Origin of the sequence: Pseudobacter sp., assembly GCF_051955275.1 — a bacterium.
Classification (GTDB): Bacteria; Bacteroidota; Bacteroidia; order Chitinophagales; family Chitinophagaceae; genus Pseudobacter.
In genome coordinates this window covers 1-18,186 of record NZ_JBQCGW010000312.1, presented here as the reverse complement: position 1 = coordinate 18,186, position 18,186 = coordinate 1, and the positions used below count along the sequence as shown (strand labels likewise).

The window sequence follows — 18,186 nt, the reverse complement described above, 5'->3', positions numbered from 1 at the left end:
CTTTTACACTATAGGTAAAACTGTGCTTGAACCGGAGTTGTTCCAACTGAAGATAAGTACTCAGGTATTTGATCTCATCTTCTACGGATATCCTGGGATGCATTGAATTATCGAGCGTCTGCCGGATCAACCTGGCAAAACTGCTGAGGTATTTGTTGGCCTTGTCCGGATCATTGTCGAGTATAAAACCCTGAATGGAATTGAGACTGTTGAAAATGAAATGAGGGTTCATCTGCGCGCGCAGGGCTTTCTGTTCCAGTTCCTGCAACTTCTCCTGAATTTCACGGGCTGCTTTCTCTTTGTTCGTGATTCGCTTACTCCTTACCGTTACTATCAGCCAGGTGACGGCAATGAGCAGGACGGCCGCCAGGGTGATAAACCAGGGTGTTTGCCAGAAAGGCGCATTGATAATGATCTGGATAGGCAGTAGTTTACTCACCACGCCGAATTTATTGATGGCAAATATTTCCAGCTTGTATTCTCCGGCAGGAAGCGCGATGAAATCCAGCGAAGTCTGTCTGGTTTTTTTCCAGTTGGGATCAAAACCATCCAGCCTGTATGTGTACTCAATATCTCCGTCGGCTCCATAGGAAATACCCACATAATCCACTCGGATATTACGTTTGTTGTAATTGAGCGTATAACATGTTGATTCAGGCATGGCAATGCCGTCTACACTTATATTCAGCAGGCGGAGCAGACAGCGCGAACTTGTAGCCATCGTTTGTTTATCGAAATAGCTAACGCCTTCAGGAGTACCTGCATAGAGGTAATTACCGGAAACAAGCAAGGCATTGATCATATTGGAACCAAGCCCATCGGCGGTGGAGTAATGTATGATACTGCCGCCCTGATCGATGAATACCCTGTCGAGCCCTTTATCTGTCCCTACCCAGATACAATGATTATCGATGGCCAGTGCGCGGCAATCGTTACTGCTGATACCATTGGTAATTCCGAAAACACGGCCCATCCTGTTATTTCGGATCTCCACTATTCCACCATAGGCGGCCACCCAGATGGTTCCGTCAGCTGCTTCACGGATAGCCGCCACCCGCTTGCCTTTCAGAAAGGGGATCGATTCGCCCATATCTATAATGCCGCCATCAGGCAGGAGAAGCCGGAGGCCGGTGAGGGTACCGAAATAGACACTGTCGTTACGTACCAGCATACTGGTGGTACGGCCGTCGGAGATCATTTTAGTGCAAACCATCGATGGATAATCCAGCAACTGCAAAGCGCCGGAAGTGGCAATGATGAATTTGTTCTTTCCGAGGAAATCCATTTGTTTCACCGCACCAAAATAAGCGCTGGAGCGAAGAGGCTTACCCGGATCACTTACAAAAATATTAGGGCCGCTGGAGAAGAGAAGCTGGTCACCATTCTTCACGATACACTTTACAGGTTTATCCAACCGAATACTGAATCGCTGTTTAATGCCGGTGCCCTGACCGTTAGGATTTGTGGCCAGTTGAAGACATCCCATATCCGTACCTACCAGGATAGCGCCACTGTCCTGCTGAAGATCGTATACATGAAAGGTCTGCTCTCCTGCCCCCAGGTTCCTGAAACTCCTTACCCGCCTTGAATGCAGGCGGTACACCCCATCATTGATGGTGCAGAACCAGACCCCGCCTTCATTGTCAGTGAAATAATTACTTACATTCTTATTCGTAAGAAAGCTTTCAGTCATTTTCCTTTCCAGGATATTGAACAGGAAATTTCCACGGGTGGTATTGAGACAGAGTACAGAATCGTTGAGTTTGATAATATTGTTCAATGCAGGAATGGTAACATCATAACTTAATTTATAGCGGAACGATTCCACATGCAGTACATTCATTCCTGAGAAAGAGCAAACCAGGTCTTTTTTGATCAGCGCCTGCCCTTCACCGGCCTGCTTTGGCGGGATGCTGTACAGATACCTGTAATTGACGAAGTCTTTGGTAAGGTAAACCTTCTCTTCATTCAGCAACAGGAATTCATCATTGTTTTCCTGCACCAGTTTGGTGAGATAACAACCGGAACCGGGACACTTATAATCCACGATCCTGTTATCACTGGTGATAGCGAAAATCTTTTTCTTATCGATAATAACGATATCCCGGGAGGGTGTTTCCACGCAGCCCATAACAAAATCGGAGAGGCTTAATTTTTTGAGCAGGCTATCGTTTTCCTGCGTATGAAATTTTCCTTTGTAGAAATAACAGAGTGTGTTTTTGAAAGGCATCATCCACACACGGCCTTTTGTGTCAGCAAATATCCGCAGGATGGCATTGTCCGGTAATCCATCTGCCGTGGTGAAGGTTTTGAAATGTGTACCATCGAAGCGGCTGACGCCGGTTTCTGTTCCGAACCAGATAAACCCTTCATTGTCCTGCACCATGCAGTACACCACTTTGCTGCTGAGGCCATCCCTTGGCGTGTAATGTGAGTAGCTGTAATCCTGTGAACGCAGTACCACCGACTGCAATAACAGCCATGAAACGATCAAGCATTTGGAAACATGTTGCGCAGAAAAGGACAAGGCTACTTTGTTTTGGTACGTTTATCAGTTAACATGATAAGTTATATCACTGGTCTGCGCGCAATATATCCAAAAATGTCAATATTTGTCCTGATCCCCGTCAGGAGCCTTGTTAAAGCTTTTTGAAATACCCATCGCTCATCTTTCCAGGTTTTCCCGCCGCTTTGTATCTTCAGTGTTCATTGAAACACACAACAGCTCATCACATGCTCAGAAATCTTTTATTGGTAGTACTCTGCCTGGCCTGCCTGCCAGGCGCACTGAAAGCCCAGCCGCCATTGATTTTCCCCAAGAACAGTAAGGTTTGCTTTGTAGGGAACAGCATTACAATGGCTGGCGAATATGTTCACTACATCCGTAGCTATTACGCCACAAAGTACCCGGACCGCCAGGTGAATTTTATCAACTGCGGCATTTCAGGAGATATAACAGGTGGTATCCTGGCGCGCATGCAACCGGATATCATGGTGCACAAACCGGAATATGCAGTGATCATGATCGGCATGAATGATGTAAACCGTCCGCTGTATGCAGCAAAGTTCAAGGGTGTAGACAGTATTGAAAAGAAGAAGAAAGAAGCGCTGGAAACCTATAAAAAGAACCTGCTGGAGATCGTACAATACTTTGTGCAGAATAAAATAGTTGTGATACTGCAAAAGCCATCCATCTATGACCAGACGGCAAAGATCCCCCAGGAGAATCTGTTTGGCGTGAATGATGCACTGAAAGCCTGTGCTGATTATATGCAGACCCTGGCCAACAAATACCAGCTGAGAACCGTGGATTACTGGACGCTCATGACGGAGATCAATAAAAAGATGCAGGTGAAAGACAGCAGCTTCACCATTGTTGGCAAGGACCGTGTGCACCCTGCCTCTCCCGGACATTTCACCATGGCCTACCAGTTCCTTCGCTCAACCACCGGCAAATCCATCAATGCACCTGTTGCCCTGGACTTCAAAACAAGGAAAGGCATTCTGAAAAGCGTGGTCAGCGAACGCGATGTGGAGTTCACAAAGAACGGCCTGAAGATCTGGGTCAAGCCCGTATCCCTGCCTTACGTAGTGGCTACCGCCGCAGCGCCTGCACTGGACCTGGTACCTTTTACCAATGATTTCAACATGGAGATATTGCTGGTAAGGTCCTTGCCGAAGGGAACTTATCGGATATTCATCAACGATAGCACAGCCGGCGAATTCAGCTCAGATCAGCTGGCCAAAGGTATTAACCTCGCCACGCTCAACACCGCTGGCACCCGCCAGGCGCAGCAGGTGATCGACCATTGCCTTAAAATGAAAGCAGTGGAATCCGACCTGCGCCAGCTACGTCATATGGAATACCGTACTTTGTACAAACTCCCCAATGGGAATATTACAGACAGTGGTATCGCCATCCTGCAGCGGAAACTGGCAGACAGTTCCACTAAAAAGAATGAACGCCCGCCCGCAGAGCGCTACCTGAAAAACAAACCCAGGGAAGCAGAGTTGTATAAACAGTGGGATGTTATGCAGGCAAAACTGTACGAGATCAATAAGCCGCAGCCATATAATATTGTGATCGAAAAGATCTGATAGTACTATCATACACGAAACGGGGCTGACTTCCAATTTTGAAGTCAGCCCCGTTTTATTTCGCAGGGCCCAGTAGACCGCCTCTGGCGAGTTACTTATATTGGTTCGCCTCTGGCGAACACCGTGTCGCCGGAGGCGACGAAATAGAAGTCACTCGCGGGGACGCGAGCGACTGGGCACACCCTGTTTATCCGCCATAACCATCATTCTGAGGTTTGATACCAGGGTTGGCATCGATCTCCGGTTGCGGGATCGGCCATACCCACTGAGGAGCAGATGGCGCCAACACACATCTTTCAGTACAGTTGGCTCTCTGAACTCTTCTTGCAGCTACCCCCTTTCTTTTCAGATCGAGGAAACGATGTCCTTCACCGATCAATTCCTTACGACGCTCCAGCTCAATGGCATCCAGCAGGGCCTGGCCACTGAGCGATTCATCAGTATACCCATTGATACGCGCTCTTCTCAGTTCATTGAGATCTGCATTGGCAGCTGACTCATCAGGAGCGGTCAGCCTGGCATTGGCTTCGGCGCGGATGAGGTACATTTCAGAAACCCTGAACACTTTAAAGTTCACTACCCCATCAGGTCTCTTCTGCGCAGTGAACTTTGCCATGAATTTGGAGAACACCGTACGGTCTGCCCCGCTGCCATCAGTCACTACTTTATAATAGGATGCAGGACGGATATCATTCACGTCATACTGATCGATCAGATCCTGGTTAGGCCCATACTGGCTGCGGTTCTGCGTAGGCGCATACACGTTACCGCCGGGTGTACCCTGTCCTGCGTCAAATGCTATATACCAGAGCACTTCATCATTGCTGAAGTCGGTCCAGATCTGCGGGAATATATGCCTGGCAGCCAGTGAATGCTGATCGATCACCTGTGTGGCATAGTCGATAGCCTTATCCAGTTCATTGCTGTAGAGATACATTCTCGCCAGCATGGCTTTCACTACATCTGCATCAATATAAGCACGTTCGTCTCCCTGATTCACGTCCTGGCCACTAAGGAGCTCCAGTGCGTCTTCCAGGTCTTTTTCTATCTTATCATATGTTTCGCGTACTGTGCCACGTGCAGGCTTCTGTTCGTAATCGGATACAACGATGTATGGAATGCCGGGTGAATTTGAATTACGGTTGAAATCATTCACCCAGTAACGGAGCAGATCGAAATGCACATGCGCCCGGATAGCAAGTGCCTGTCCTTTGATACGGGCAACAGTACCGGGATTCTTTTCCGCAAAACGATCGATGCCCTGCAGGGTGATATTGGCCTGGTTGATGATCTTGTAAGCAACCCTCCAGGCTTCTTCCACCTGCTTTTCCCTTGCGGTATAGGTCCAGGAAGAGAATACAAATTCACTGAACAGGGACTCCGCTGTTTCAATCAGGTCATCGGCCAGCATATCCGGCAGCAGTCCGAATGCATTGGAGTTACCATCAACACCGCCATAGTAGTTCGGATCGCGGAAGAGGCTGTACGTTCCAATCAATGAAAAGCGATAATCTTCCAGGTTCTGAAACCTTGTGGATGCATCCAGGTCGGTTTCCGGGTTCACATCCAGTATTTTTGAACAGGAGGTAGCGGTCATAGCCAGGATACCGGCTGCTATGAGTAATTTCTTTATAGACATTTTCCTTTCTTTTTAATGATTAGAGACCAAGGTTTACACCAAATGTGATGGTTTTCAGCTGAGGATATTGTGCGCCCAGCAGAACACCGGAGGGCACTTCAGGATCATACCCTTTCACATTATGCCATACATGGAGATTCTGTCCCTGTGCAAAGAAACGCACAGACCTGATCTTCAGTTTCTGAAGAACTGATGCCGGCAGGGAATAGCTCAGTATTACATTCTGCAGGCGGAGGAAATCACCTTTCTCAATGAACCGGGTGGTCTCTCCCTGGAAGATGCTGAAAGCAGAAGGCACATCCGTGATCTGGCCGGGCCTGGTCCATTCATTCAACATATCGGCAGAAAGATTGGTGGTCCAGTAACCTGAATTCTCCACATTCTGACGGTCGTTGTTATAAACGATATTGCCATATGCATAGCTGAACTGCAGATTCAGTTCAATGCCTTTGTAAGAAACGGTAGTGCCGAATCCACCGAAGTCGGTAGGATCGGTAGTACCTATGATAGCGCGGCTCGCTTCACTGAAATTCTCTGTGATGCTGCCATCCGCCTTGTAATATTGTGCTTCTCCATTGTTGGGGTTTACACCGGCAGAACGGACGATGTAAACGGAATTGATAGCGTAGCCAACTTTGGAAATGCCGAATCCATCTACAAACTGATCAAGCCCTGCCTGATCAATCATCCTATTCTTATTATGGGCATAGTTACCAAAAACAGTCAGGTTGAAGTCCTTGCTGCGAACGATATCAGCGCTCAGGCTGACTTCAATTCCGGAGTTACGGATCTTACCGAGGTTATTATTTACAGATGCAAAACCTGAAGTACGGCTGAGCTGCCTGTTGAGGAAGAGATCTTTTGTGAGGTTGTTATAATACTCAACACCACCACTGACCCTGTCATTGAACAGGGAGAATTCGATGCCGGTATTGAACATCACTTTCTTTTCCCATGTGATTGGCTTGGCCAGGCTCTTGATCACAAATCCTGCTTCTCCATTGTATGCTGCTGATCCCAGCAATGCGAGGGATTCATAATCGGTGATACCCTGGCTACCAACAGAACCATAGCTGGCTTTGAGCTTCAGTGAGCTCAGCCAGTTTTCAGTTCCTCCCATGAAATTCTCATCCGATACGATCCAGCTGGCGCCCACATGGCCGAAATTAGCCCAGCGATTGTTCCTGGAAAGCCTGGATGATCCATCCCTTCTTACACCAAAGTTCAGGAAGTACCTGCTTTTGAAACCATAGGTACCATCCAGGAAATACGACACCAGTCCGTTCTGTGTAGTGGCGCCTTCCACTGTTGGAATAAATCCATTGGTGGCATTTCCCGGCGTGATGCCTCCTTCATTCTTCAGAGGTCCCAGTAGTCCGAATCCGGAAAATCCGAAATTCTTCTGTTTGGCCTGCACGATCTCGTTGAAGAGCGAGAGATTTAAATCATGATCACCGAATGATTTGCGATAGTTGATGGAGGTTGTTCCCGTGAAGCGTACAAAACGGCTGTAGCCCCTGTTGAGCTGACCGCTGCTGCCATTGGTCACGGATCCGAGAGAAGTGGTCCTGTCGATATACCTTCCTGTTTCGTCCTGTGTGAAATCTCCGCCCCACTGTGTTCTCACACGCAGGCCTTTCACCCAGGGAAGGCTGTATTCCGCATACACCATACCGATTCCCTTGTACTGATCGCTGTTGCTTGTGTTCAGGAAAAGTTCGCGGAGTGGGTTGGGTTGATAGAAGTCATCCTGGTAATTGCCGTCCTTATCATACAGTTCCATATAAGGATTGAACCAGCGGATAGCGTTCAGGGGCTGTCCGATGGATGTGGCATTTTCAGAAGTATTGATGAAGCGGGAGTACCCGAAACTGGCGTTCACACCGATCTTCCAGTTACCGAAAGTATTGTCGATGTTGGCGCGGCCGGTATATCTTTTCAAGCCGGTAGTGCGTACCACCCCCTGCTGATCGAAGATGGAGCCTGAAAGATAGAAACGTGTTTTATCGTTTCCACCGGATGCTGCCACCTGGTGTTGCTGTGTGTTTCCCCTGCGGAAGAGCTCATCTTCAATATGATTGTTGATCTTTCCCAGGCTATCGATATCTGCATCGCTCCATCCGAAAGGATTGGGGCCATAATAGGGTCTGTCATATAATTCATATTGCAATTTTTCCTTTGCATTCATCAGCCTCAGCCTGTTCTTCGGCAGTTCGGAAACACCGTACTGTCCGTCATAAGTTACTTTGGTCTGCCCCGCCGCACCACGTTTGGTGGTGATCACAATCACACCATTGGAACCGCGGGAACCGTAAATGGCGCTGGCAGAGGCGTCTTTCAGAATATTGAAGGATTCAATATCGCCAGGGTTGATAGTGGCAAAGTCTTCAGCAGCTACCTGGATACCGTCTATGATATAGAGGGGCGTATTGGTGCCATTGATGGAACCTTTACCACGAATGGTAACTACTGCGGCAGAGCCGGGCTGTCCACTCTGTGAAACGGCCAGAAGGCCGGGCACTTTTCCCTGGAGGGCTCTCTCGAAAGAGCCTACAGGTTGCAGTTTTACGTCATCCCCGGATACACGGATGGTGGATCCTGCAGACTGACGTTTGCTTTGTGAAGTGTAACCGGTGACTACCACTTCAGAAAGTGCACTGGAGCCATGCTCCAGCTGAACGTTGATGATGCCGTTTCCGATAGCAGCTTCCTGCGATTGAAATCCCACACTGCTGAACAGCAAGGTTGTGGCATTTGCAGGCGCGGAGAGTTTGAATGACCCGTCAGGTTCTGTGGAAGTTGAAATTGATGTTCCTTTAATGGTTACCGTTACCCCGGGTAAAGGGGAGCCGTCACGCTGATCTGTAACTGTTCCGGATACGGACTTTGTTTGAGAAAATGAGCACAAGGCCACCAGCATGGCCATAAATACAAGTAATGGTCTCCTCATAATACATACGTGTTTTTAAATAAAGAGCAAACGATCCTGGATAGATCCAGATTGGTATAAAATCATGAAAGCTCAATGCAGATACCAACGCAATGCGTAATGGCGGTGCAATTAAGCCAATTGTTCAACATTAAAAAATGATGGCTGTTATATCAGCGCATGATCTAAGCAGTTAGCAGAATTGAAGTGATCTATGCTCGTAAAGGGGCGACAAGATAGGTAATTTTTGAATGCAGTTCTCCCGGACGGAAGGGCTTATGTATAAAATCAGTGAATCCTTTCTGTAAAAGATCGGTTTGCATATTGTCATAAACAGCAGCAGTAAACGCTAATACGGGAATGGTATCGTTGAGTTTCCGGATCTCTTTCAATGCTGTTGCACCATCCATTTCCGGCATCTCCAGATCTATCAGCAGCAGATCGTATGACTCCCGCTTGAACTGCTCCACTGCTTCCCGTCCGTTAGTTGCTTCGCCTACGGCAATGCCCCATTTGGTAAGGAATCTTTTTGCGATGGAGAGATTTACCGGGTTATCCTCCGCTATCAGCACCCGTACTCCTTGCAAGGTCGCCAGTTGACCGGCATTTTCTTCATGTATATAACGGGGCTTGTTCTCGTTCACTTTCAGTTCCACCGTAAAGTGAAAAGCACTGCCCTTTCCTTCTTCACTCTCCAGCAGCAGATCGCTGTTGAAGCGGTTGAGTATTTTTTTGGTGATGGCCAGTCCAAGTCCCGTGCCACCATACTTGCGGGTGGTATTCACATCGGCCTGCGTAAAGCTTTCGAAGATCTCCCGGTGCTTGTTCCGCGGAATTCCGATACCGGTATCCATCACAATGAACTGAACTGTTACCTGCGAGCTGGTGGAGAACAGTTGCCGTACGGCCAGCGTGATCTTACCTTTATGCGTGAACTTGATAGCATTACTGAGGAGGTTGCTCAATACCTGGTTAAGGCGTGTTTCATCAGTGATCAGTTCTGTATCCAGTCTTTCATCAATATCAGTTCTGAATTCCAGGCCGCGTGCGCCAGCCTGGCTGCTGAACTGCGAGCTCACTTTTTCAATGAACTCTTTCATGTTCACCGGCACAGAAGCCAGTTCCAGCTTGCCTGCTTCCAGTTTGTGATAATCCAGGATATCATTCACCAACAGCATCATATGCCTTGATGAGAATTGCAGGATATCAAGATGTGGTTTCTGTGCAGGCAGGTACTCTTCCTGTAACAGAAGGTTGGATGCCCCGATGATACCGTTCAGCGGCGTACGCAGCTCATGGCTCATATTGGAAAGGAAACGCGACTTGGTCTTGGCTGCCACTTCCGCCGTTTCCTTGGCCTTCATCAGTTCAAACTCCGTCATTTTCACCTGTGACACATCCAGGATACTGATCTTGGTATAACGGGTATCCTTATAGGAGAATGGCACTACACTCACATAACCGTGAAAAGTACGGCTGGTCTTGGTAGAAAAGGCCAGCTCACCCTGCCAGTTCTTGGCGCCCGAGGCTACCAGTTCTTCAATGGACTCAAACTGGCGGATATGGTCTTCTTCAAACCATTTCTCGATGGTGGTTCCTTCGATCTCCCGCTTTTCATCCACTTCAAAAAGTTCCAGTGCCCGCTGGTTACAGCTGGCAATGATATTGGTCTGGGCAAAAATGATGAATACCCCATCCAGTGAGGTATTGAAGATGGTATCCCCGAATTTCTTTTCCTCCATGATGGCCCCTTCATTCTGGCGGTTCACACGCAGGATAGCGTAGGAGAAAACGATGGTGGCGCAGAGGCTGATCACCAGATTGCTGCTGTAGAGCCTGGAGTAAAGAGCCTCATTGATCACCTGGATATCGTTCATATGTGGCGATACCTTCAGACATACCAGGGATGATAATATTGTAATGGCGTAAACGGTCAGCAGTTCCCTCGCATTCCGCCGCATGTTCACCACAAATGTTAGGGCCAGGAAGTAAGGGAAGTACATCAGGTACTCACCTGCCCGCAACCCTTCTATATAACTGATCACAATGAGATACAGGTTCACATTCACAATTGCGATAATACGTCCTGTTTCCAGCTTTCTGCGTGACCCGAAATAAAAGGCCAGTAAAAAGAAATAAGCGGAAGTGATATTGATCAGCGCACTGATATAAAGCTTATGGTAGAAATAAGAAAGTACAGAGAAAAAATTCACGAGGAGGGCGAGGAAGATGAACTGGTTGAACCGGATGATCTTCTTCCGGTGATCTTTGCTCACCCCTTCATGTAACCCAGAATAGACAATATCGCGGTAAATTGACCACCCGAGATATAATAATTTCTGCTTCATAGAGTTATTGGAATAGGTACCGGAATGTTTTTTCTCTGGTATTGATAAGGTATAACGTAAAAAAGCAAAATCTATTTTCTTATGATGCAGCCAGAGCCCGCTAAAAATTTCATTTTCAGTGAAAAAATAGATTCGGACTACCTTTTCAGTCTGTATGCCGACGATTACCCCTATATAGAAGAAGTGTACTCCATTACACTTAGCCATTTCAACGATGACCTGGAATCTATCCGTCTGGCCTGGTCATCCGGTGATCTGGAAGACCTCAAAAGGGCCACGCACAAAATCAAACCGGCCATGGGCTTTGCCGGGCTCACTGCCATCCAGGAACAATGCAGGCAATTTGAAGATTTATGCCAGAAAGCGGGATCAACAGCGTTACTCAGCGAAACTTATCATCAACTTATTACTACATTAGCCGAATCGAAAGAACTGATCAGTTCGGAGTATGAAAGATTGAAAGCCTATAACTTAAACACGTTATGCCCTTAAACGCTGTTATTGTTGAAGACCTGCAGGTAGCCGCCGACTACCTGGGCCGTTGCTGTGAGAAGAGCGGCCTGATAACTGTGAAGGCACATTATACCAATGTGGCCGAAGCGTTGGAATACCTCAACCTCAATTCCATCGACCTGCTTTTCCTTGACGTGGAAATGCCCGGCGCCACCGGGTTTGACCTGCTGGATCAACTGGCCTATCACCCCAAGGTGATCCTCACCACATCCAAACCTGAATACGCATACAACGCCTTTGAATATAATGTCACTGACTTCCTGAAGAAACCGTTCACCTACCAGCGCTTCCTGGACGCTGTTCATAAACTGATGAACAACCCGGAAACGCCCCCTTCTTCAGGCGCCGGCACCAATAACAATGATCATATCTTCATCAAGAGTGATGGCAAACTGGTGCGGCTGAAGAATGATGATATCCTGTTCATGGAGAGCATGGGAGACTATGTGAAATTTGTGACCACCGATAAGAAATACGTCACCCATAACACCATCAAACACCTGGAGGAGAAGATCAATAAGGAGTGCTTTATCAAGGTACACCGGTCTTATATCATCAATATCACCAAGATCGATGATATCCGGGAAAACGATCTTTTCATCAAAGGTTTCGAGATCCCTATCAGTAAGGCCCACCGGGCTGAGATCCTCAAAAGGCTCAATATTATCTGATTATTACCTGATCCGGACCATTCGTCGATAAAAAAGTGAGTTCCAACGAAGCTTTGCCCCCGGTCAACTAAAAGATTTCACATTTGAGCATCTGTGTTACATCTTTGTACTGTCAAAACGGAACAGAAAAACAAAGCTAACTACTTCTTTTTAAAGATATTATTCGTGACGGTTATCTCTAATACACCCAAATGAAATCCGTACAGTATGAAAACTAATGAGTGAACAGATCGATACCCTTGCTCATGTACTTTTTACGATTTCATTCAGGGGGCTGACCAAAGGTCTGCCCCCTTTTTTTATATGCAAAATATTCTGCATCTTTGGTTAGCCGCTTTTTGCGGCTGTCCTGCGTCACGGAGCCGGATGTTTCGCAAAACCCGCCAATCCAATTTTCATTGAAAGACCTGAGATAATAGCAAACATCTCCTCGGAGAAAAACCAACGCAATATCCGTTGATGACACGTAGAAAATTCCGCTATCCGGGAAGGCCCGTTGAATCCATCCCTATTGATCTGATCCAATTTATAGTTTGTTTACCCAGAGTAAAGAATTAAAAAGCCGCTCTCCGTGAGGTGGCTTTTTTTGTTGTGTTTTGTTGTGTTGTGTTTGCTCGCTGCGTGTGGTGGAGAAAGGAGGTGAGATTTCGGTTAGTGCTGATGGATAGTAAGATCGGAGATTGATGTTTGTTTTGGATTGATAAAATGAAAATGCAATCTGGGTGAGCAGATTGCATTTTTTGTATTTTGAGAGATTGTAATAGAAGCAGTGTTGCTACGCTTAGCCGAGGCCCACTTCCTGGTGGCGCTCGGGGATCTCGATGTCGAGGAAACCTTTTTTGAGGAGACGCTGACGGAACTGAACCTGTACATCGTATTCGCCGTGAACGAGGAAGAGTTTCTGCACCTGGCGAGGATCCTGGCCGGCAAGGAACTGGCTGAGATCTTCATAGTCGCCGTGGGCGCTCATACTGCGGATACTGCCGATCTCAGCATGCACTTCGTGGAGGACACCGAAGATGCGCACTTCCTTCTCTCCACGCATCAGTCTTCCACCGAGCGAGTTCGGCTCACAGTAACCGGTCATGAGGATAGTGTTGCGCGTGTTCTCGATGGTATTGCTGATATGGTGCTTCACACGGCCGGCATCAGCCATGCCACTCGCAGAGATGATCACGCAGGGCTCGTTGCGGTAGTTGAGGAGCTTGGACTCGTCAACCGATTTGATATACTTAAGACCAGTGAAGTGGAAAGGATCACTATCGGTCTGCAATAAGCGCTGGATGGTTTTGTTGAAATATTGCGGATATTTTTTGAGCAGTTCGGTAGCCTCGATGCTGAGCGGGCTGTCCACAAAATAATCCAGTGGCGGCAGCCTGTTCTCCAACTCCAGCTGGTTGAGCGCAAACAGTAGTTCCTGGGTACGGCCTACGCTGAAGGCAGGCATTACCAGTTTCCCTTTTTTCTGGAGGCAGGTCTTCTCGATCCATTGAAGCAGCATGTCAGGTGTGGTCACATGCATGTCATGGAGGCTGTTGCCGTAAGTGGATTCAAGTAGGATAACGTCGGCCTGATCGAAAGGCGCCGGTGACCGGAGGATCACATCGCGGTAGCGGCCCACATCGCCGCTGAAAGTGAGGCGGGTGGTCTTGCCGTTCTCCGTAACGCGGAGGTGCACGGCAGCACTGCCGATGATATGCCCGGCATCAGTGTACAACACTTCTACATTGTCATCTATGCGGAACCAGTTATCGTACTCAACGGTGCGGAATGCACCCATGGCTTTGAGTGCGTCCTCTGTATTGTACAAGGGCTGCAGGTAAGGCAGGCCGTCTGCGATCCTTCTTTTATTGATGAACTTTGTTTCGTCTTCCTGGATACCACCTGAGTCTTCCAGCAGAATAGCGCTGAGCTCTTTGGTTGCGGGTGTGCAGTATACTTTTCCGGAGAAGCCATCTTTCACCAGTTTGGGGATGAGCCCGCTGTGATCGATATGCGCATGGGAAAGGATAAGTGCCGTTACCTCCGTGGGCTCAAAGCCCCAGGTCCTGTTGAGGGAATCCGTTTCGCGGCCCATTCCCTGGAACATGCCGCAGTCTAATAAATACTTATTTCCGTTCTTGAGTGTGAGCAGGTGTTTGGAACCTGTTACCGTTCTGGCAGCACCGTGAAATGCAATCTTCATGCAGGATCAGAATTTAAAGTTCAATTACCACTTTTTATATTGCTCCGCGTCCAGTGATTTTGGGCTCCAGTTAGTGAAGAAGGTCATCACTTTGTTCTTGCTGTAGCCTTTGCCCTCTTCCAGCAGTCCGGAATCCTGGGTATGCAGGCGGTTGCCATTGGCATCCAGCACCAGGAATACAGGGAATCCGAAACGCTGGGGGAATCCGTATTTCGCGAGAAGCTTTTCGTTCTTGTTCTCTTTGCTGTAGTTCATATGATACACCACATAATCGGCCTTCACCAGGGAATCGATCTGTTTGTCTGTAGTAGCATAATCATTGAAGCGCGCGCACCATACGCACCAGTTTCCACCGATCTGAACAAACACATGTTTCTTTGCGGCCTTTGCTTCGGCGATCGCTTTCTTCAGACCCGCCTCTGCATCTTCAGAGGGGTTATATAATTTGAAATTGGCCATATCCTGCGCATTGGCAACAACAGCCATGCAGGCAATGAGGAGTGTGAGAAAAACTTTTTGTTTCATAACTGTCAGAGCTTTGATTTTTTTAAAGATAAGAAGAATTGAAGTTAACGCTTTGTTACCTCAACAATGGCCGCCATCACCTGGTTACCGCCGGGAGGGGCCGTAAATGTGATGGTGCCTTTACCCGTTGGCTGAAAACGAAGTCCACGCGCCATCTTCCCACCCAGTGCGGCATTCACGCGGTCTCCATAATCAGACGAAGGATTGCTTCCGATCTTGCGGTTGGTCTCATACCAGTCCAGCGGTTCCTTGCTCACCACTACGGCCATCACATCCCGTGTACCGATGCTATCAGGTGTCATGCTCTTATCATGCGGGAAGAGGCGGAAGCCGGTAACGCCGCAGAAGGGAGAGTATTTTGTTTTGGTATTGTCGTCTGCTTTAGGGTAAGGGAAAAGCGTATAACTGGTACCGTCAGTTTCCTTACCGAAAACATAGATATAACATTCACTGCTGTTACGCACTTCCATTTTAAATCGGCTGCCGATGGCCATCGGAGAAACGGTCTCAAAAACATTGTCGCCCGTTCCGCGTAGCGCTGCATAATTGCCGGCCACCATTTTGTTACCTTCCTGGCGAACCTGCACCAGTCCTACTTCGCAGGTGAAGGGTTCATTGGCGGCAGCGCCTGTCCTGGGCATGGCTTCCAGTCCGTATGCCTCCCGCACAAAGTAATTGAAATGATTGTAACGGACCCATCCGAAGCCGTTCACACCCCATTCAGGCCCCCAGCTGTTCATGATATGGAAAGCGCCTCCATATTTCTTATCGTCATAACCTACCACGCACATGGCATGGCCACCGAATCCAACCATGCGGTCGTCACCGGCCTGCGGATCCCATACATCCTGGCCCATCATGCCCTGCATGAAGCTCTGGCCTACCATCATACCGATCACCACGGGCGCACCTTGCGAAAGGTTTTCCTTGATGGCACGCATATCGATGGCATCATTCCGGTCGCCAAGCGAGAGACGGTTGAAGCCGCGCATTTTGAACTGGGCTGCTTCGCGGATCAGGCTCTGATCCGGCTGACGGGTACAGTCCTGTGCTGAATAAGGAAATTTATCATAAGGCACGGAGCCCTGTTTGGTCATGTATTCCATGGCGCGGAGGATATAGGAGCCCTGGCAACCATCCAGACCGATCTGGTTGTAAAGGAAGGCCGGGCTGAATTTCAGCTCCTCTCCTTTCACGCCACTGCGGGATGATTCCAGTACGGTGCGGGCGCCATAGGCGCTGCTCCAGGCTACGCAGCTACCCTGCTCACCCTGGTTACCCACGGAGGGCGCATAGGGAGTGAGGTCCGCTGCTTCCGGTAGTGGATTTTTGGTATTGTCGTCTGCCAGCGGCTCATAGATACTGGCGCGCTCAAACTGCCTTGGATCCAGGAAGCCCCCGGTAGACAGTTTGCCGGCGATATCGGAAAGGCTGCCCATATTACAGCCTTCGCCGCCACGGCCCAGCAGAAAATAAGCCGCGCCGCCCAGGATCAGGAGGAATATGATCCCCTTGCCTTTGAACAGTCCCAGTAATAAGGGGAGCAGGTTAAAGAGGCCACCGCCTCCACCGCCGCCGGGAAAACCGCCACGGCCGCCGCCACCTCCACTGTTACTATTACTTTCCTGGGGATCCTGCGGATCATCAACCATACGTATAGGCATAACAAATCGATTTTTATGAATTTAAAAGTAACAAGAAATCAGGGAAATACGATGACACAAAAAGGGCTGCACAAAACCCATGTGCAGCCCGGTTTAAAACCCAGCAGTAAAGATCGATCGTTGAATAAACACCTATAGCATTCCGATATACGCAAAAACAAAAAGGCCGGATTCGCTAAAAGCGCTCCGGCCGGTATTTTTTTACGAAAAAAAGTAAGGTATTTACTTTGAACACTTTACGCACCTGTTACGCCAACAGGTTGATATTAACCATCACTTACAGCACATTTATCTGGTTGCGCAACAGGTCTTCAAACACATCCCGTTTACGGATCAGGTGTGCTTCACCGTTAATCACCATCACTTCAGCGGGTTTGTAACGGGAGTTGAAATTGGAAGACATTTCAAATCCATAAGCACCCGCATTGTAGAACACCAGGAGATCCCCTTCGCGGACTTCATTGAGGGTACGGTCCCAGGCGAAAGTATCCGTTTCACAAATATTCCCAACCACTGCATATTTCTTTTCAGCACCATCAGGATTGCTGAGGTTTACGATATGATGATAAGCATCGTAGAACATGGGGCGGATCAGATGATTGAAACCGCTGTTCACACTCACAAAAGTGGCAGCATTGGTTTCTTTGATCACATTCACCTGCGTGATCAGGTAACCACATTCACTAACGAGAAATTTACCGGGCTCAAACCAGACCTGAAGCGGCTTGCCGCCGGGGATAGCATGACTGGCAAATGCTTCCTGTACTTTCTCTGCCAGCAGGGGAATATCAGTGCTCACATCCCCGTCTTTGTACGGCACCTTGAAACCACCGCCCAGATCGATGAACTCCAGGTGTTTGAAATGCGGGATGATGCTGAACAATACTTCAATCCCTTTTACAAAAACTTCCACGTCTTTGATCTCGCTGCCGGTATGGATATGGAGATCGCTGATGCGGATATCATATTTGTTCACTACATCCATCACCTGGCTGATCTGTTCAACGGGGATGCCGAATTTACTTTTATCGTGACCGGTAGAAATTTTGAGGTTGCCGCCTGCCATGATATTGGGACGAAGGCGAAGACCTACCGGGTAGGTATTGCCATATTTTGCGCCGAATTTTTCCAGGTTGCTGATACTGTCCACATTGATGATCACGCCCAGGCTTACTGCTTCTTCGATCTCGGAGAAAGCAATGCCATTGGAGGTGTAAAGAACACGGGTATTGGGAAAACCGGCATGCAGTGCCAGTTTCACTTCATTAATGGAGCTGCAGTCAACATTCGCCCCGATGCTGCATACATACTTCAGGATATTGATATTGGTGAGCGCCTTGCATGCGTAGAAGAATACGGTATTGCTGTTGCGGAAAGCGGTAGTGAGTTTTTCGTATTGCTCTTTGATTTTCTCTGCGTGGTATACGTAGAGCGGAGTACCAAAATCAGTAGCCAGTTTGGTCAGGTATGCTGGGGTTAAATGCTGTGACATAGTTTGCGAATATACGAACAAGAGAAGATATTTCTTGGAGTGTGCCCGGTCGCCCGCGTCCCCGCGTGTGACTTTTATTGGTTCGCCTCCCGGCTAATGCCGTGTCGCCGGAGGCGACGGAA

The 18,186-nt window shown here is 48.3% G+C and carries 11 protein-coding genes; 3 read left to right on the top strand and 8 right to left on the bottom strand.

Annotated features, from left to right (window positions below; translation table 11 throughout):
• A partial coding sequence (locus tag ACTHMC_RS27910) for a ligand-binding sensor domain-containing protein (protein ID WP_440418365.1) occupies window positions 1–2,494 on the bottom strand: 2,494 nt, incomplete at its 3' end.
• Between the two features lie 239 nt (window positions 2,495–2,733).
• Here ACTHMC_RS27910 and ACTHMC_RS27905 point away from each other — a divergent pair.
• Window positions 2,734–4,098, top strand: a complete 1,365-nt coding sequence (locus ACTHMC_RS27905) for an SGNH/GDSL hydrolase family protein (RefSeq protein ID WP_440418364.1) — start codon at window positions 2,734–2,736, stop codon at window positions 4,096–4,098.
• A 187-nt stretch (window positions 4,099–4,285) separates the two neighbouring features.
• On the opposite strand, the gene ACTHMC_RS27900 is transcribed toward ACTHMC_RS27905, so the two are convergent.
• From ACTHMC_RS27900 to ACTHMC_RS27890, 3 genes are all read right to left on the bottom strand, one after another.
• On the bottom strand, window positions 4,286–5,737 hold the full coding sequence (locus tag ACTHMC_RS27900; RefSeq protein ID WP_440418363.1) for a RagB/SusD family nutrient uptake outer membrane protein: 1,452 nt from the start codon (window positions 5,735–5,737) through the stop codon (window positions 4,286–4,288).
• Window positions 5,738–5,756: 19 nt separating this feature from the next.
• The gene (locus ACTHMC_RS27895) at window positions 5,757–8,687 is read right to left on the bottom strand and encodes a SusC/RagA family TonB-linked outer membrane protein (protein ID WP_440418362.1); all 2,931 of its coding nucleotides are present in this window, start codon (window positions 8,685–8,687) and stop codon (window positions 5,757–5,759) included.
• Between the two features lie 191 nt (window positions 8,688–8,878).
• Window positions 8,879–11,014, bottom strand: a complete 2,136-nt coding sequence (locus tag ACTHMC_RS27890; RefSeq protein WP_440418361.1) for a response regulator — start codon at window positions 11,012–11,014, stop codon at window positions 8,879–8,881.
• 81 nt (window positions 11,015–11,095) lie between these two features.
• On the opposite strand from ACTHMC_RS27890, the gene ACTHMC_RS27885 reads away from it, so the two are divergent.
• Together ACTHMC_RS27885 and ACTHMC_RS27880 are read left to right on the top strand one after the other, a co-directional pair.
• A complete protein-coding gene (locus tag ACTHMC_RS27885) occupies window positions 11,096–11,506 on the top strand; it encodes an Hpt domain-containing protein (RefSeq protein WP_440418360.1) in 411 nt (136 codons plus the stop codon).
• Window positions 11,497–12,198, top strand: coding sequence for a LytR/AlgR family response regulator transcription factor (locus ACTHMC_RS27880; protein WP_440418359.1), 702 nt, complete (start codon window positions 11,497–11,499; stop codon window positions 12,196–12,198). Before ACTHMC_RS27885 ends, ACTHMC_RS27880 begins: the two co-directional genes overlap by 10 nt.
• A 781-nt stretch (window positions 12,199–12,979) precedes the next feature.
• Here ACTHMC_RS27880 and ACTHMC_RS27875 read toward each other — a convergent pair.
• The 4 genes from ACTHMC_RS27875 to lysA form a co-directional block, all read right to left on the bottom strand.
• Entirely contained in the window at window positions 12,980–14,383 is a 1,404-nt protein-coding gene (locus ACTHMC_RS27875) for an MBL fold metallo-hydrolase RNA specificity domain-containing protein (RefSeq protein WP_440418358.1), read from the bottom strand.
• 24 nt (window positions 14,384–14,407) lie between these two features.
• Window positions 14,408–14,908 (bottom strand): thioredoxin family protein, encoded by a 501-nt coding sequence (locus tag ACTHMC_RS27870; RefSeq protein ID WP_440418357.1) that lies wholly within the window; start codon window positions 14,906–14,908, stop codon window positions 14,408–14,410.
• 44 nt (window positions 14,909–14,952) lie between these two features.
• Window positions 14,953–16,572: a C1 family peptidase gene (locus ACTHMC_RS27865; RefSeq protein WP_440418356.1), complete on the bottom strand. Its 1,620-nt coding sequence runs from the start codon at window positions 16,570–16,572 to the stop codon at window positions 14,953–14,955.
• A gap of 277 nt (window positions 16,573–16,849) precedes the next feature.
• Window positions 16,850–18,064: a diaminopimelate decarboxylase gene (lysA, locus tag ACTHMC_RS27860; protein WP_440418355.1), complete on the bottom strand. Its 1,215-nt coding sequence runs from the start codon at window positions 18,062–18,064 to the stop codon at window positions 16,850–16,852.
• Window positions 18,065–18,186 lie beyond the last annotated feature (122 nt).

Excerpts from the sequence above, each read along its gene's own strand:
- ACTHMC_RS27880 (WP_440418359.1), top strand. The coding sequence starts at position 11,497 with ATGCCCTTAAACGCTGTTATTGTTGAAGACCTGCAGGTAGCCGCCGAC.
- ACTHMC_RS27890 (WP_440418361.1), bottom strand. The coding sequence starts at position 11,014 with ATGAAGCAGAAATTATTATATCTCGGGTGGTCAATTTACCGCGATATT.
- ACTHMC_RS27875 (WP_440418358.1), bottom strand. The coding sequence starts at position 14,383 with ATGAAGATTGCATTTCACGGTGCTGCCAGAACGGTAACAGGTTCCAAA.
- ACTHMC_RS27870 (WP_440418357.1), bottom strand. The coding sequence starts at position 14,908 with ATGAAACAAAAAGTTTTTCTCACACTCCTCATTGCCTGCATGGCTGTT.
- ACTHMC_RS27885 (WP_440418360.1), top strand. The coding sequence starts at position 11,096 with ATGATGCAGCCAGAGCCCGCTAAAAATTTCATTTTCAGTGAAAAAATA.
- ACTHMC_RS27900 (WP_440418363.1), bottom strand. The coding sequence starts at position 5,737 with ATGTCTATAAAGAAATTACTCATAGCAGCCGGTATCCTGGCTATGACC.
- ACTHMC_RS27895 (WP_440418362.1), bottom strand. The coding sequence starts at position 8,687 with ATGAGGAGACCATTACTTGTATTTATGGCCATGCTGGTGGCCTTGTGC.
- ACTHMC_RS27905 (WP_440418364.1), top strand. The coding sequence starts at position 2,734 with ATGCTCAGAAATCTTTTATTGGTAGTACTCTGCCTGGCCTGCCTGCCA.
- lysA (WP_440418355.1), bottom strand. The coding sequence starts at position 18,064 with ATGTCACAGCATTTAACCCCAGCATACCTGACCAAACTGGCTACTGAT.
- ACTHMC_RS27865 (WP_440418356.1), bottom strand. The coding sequence starts at position 16,572 with ATGCCTATACGTATGGTTGATGATCCGCAGGATCCCCAGGAAAGTAAT.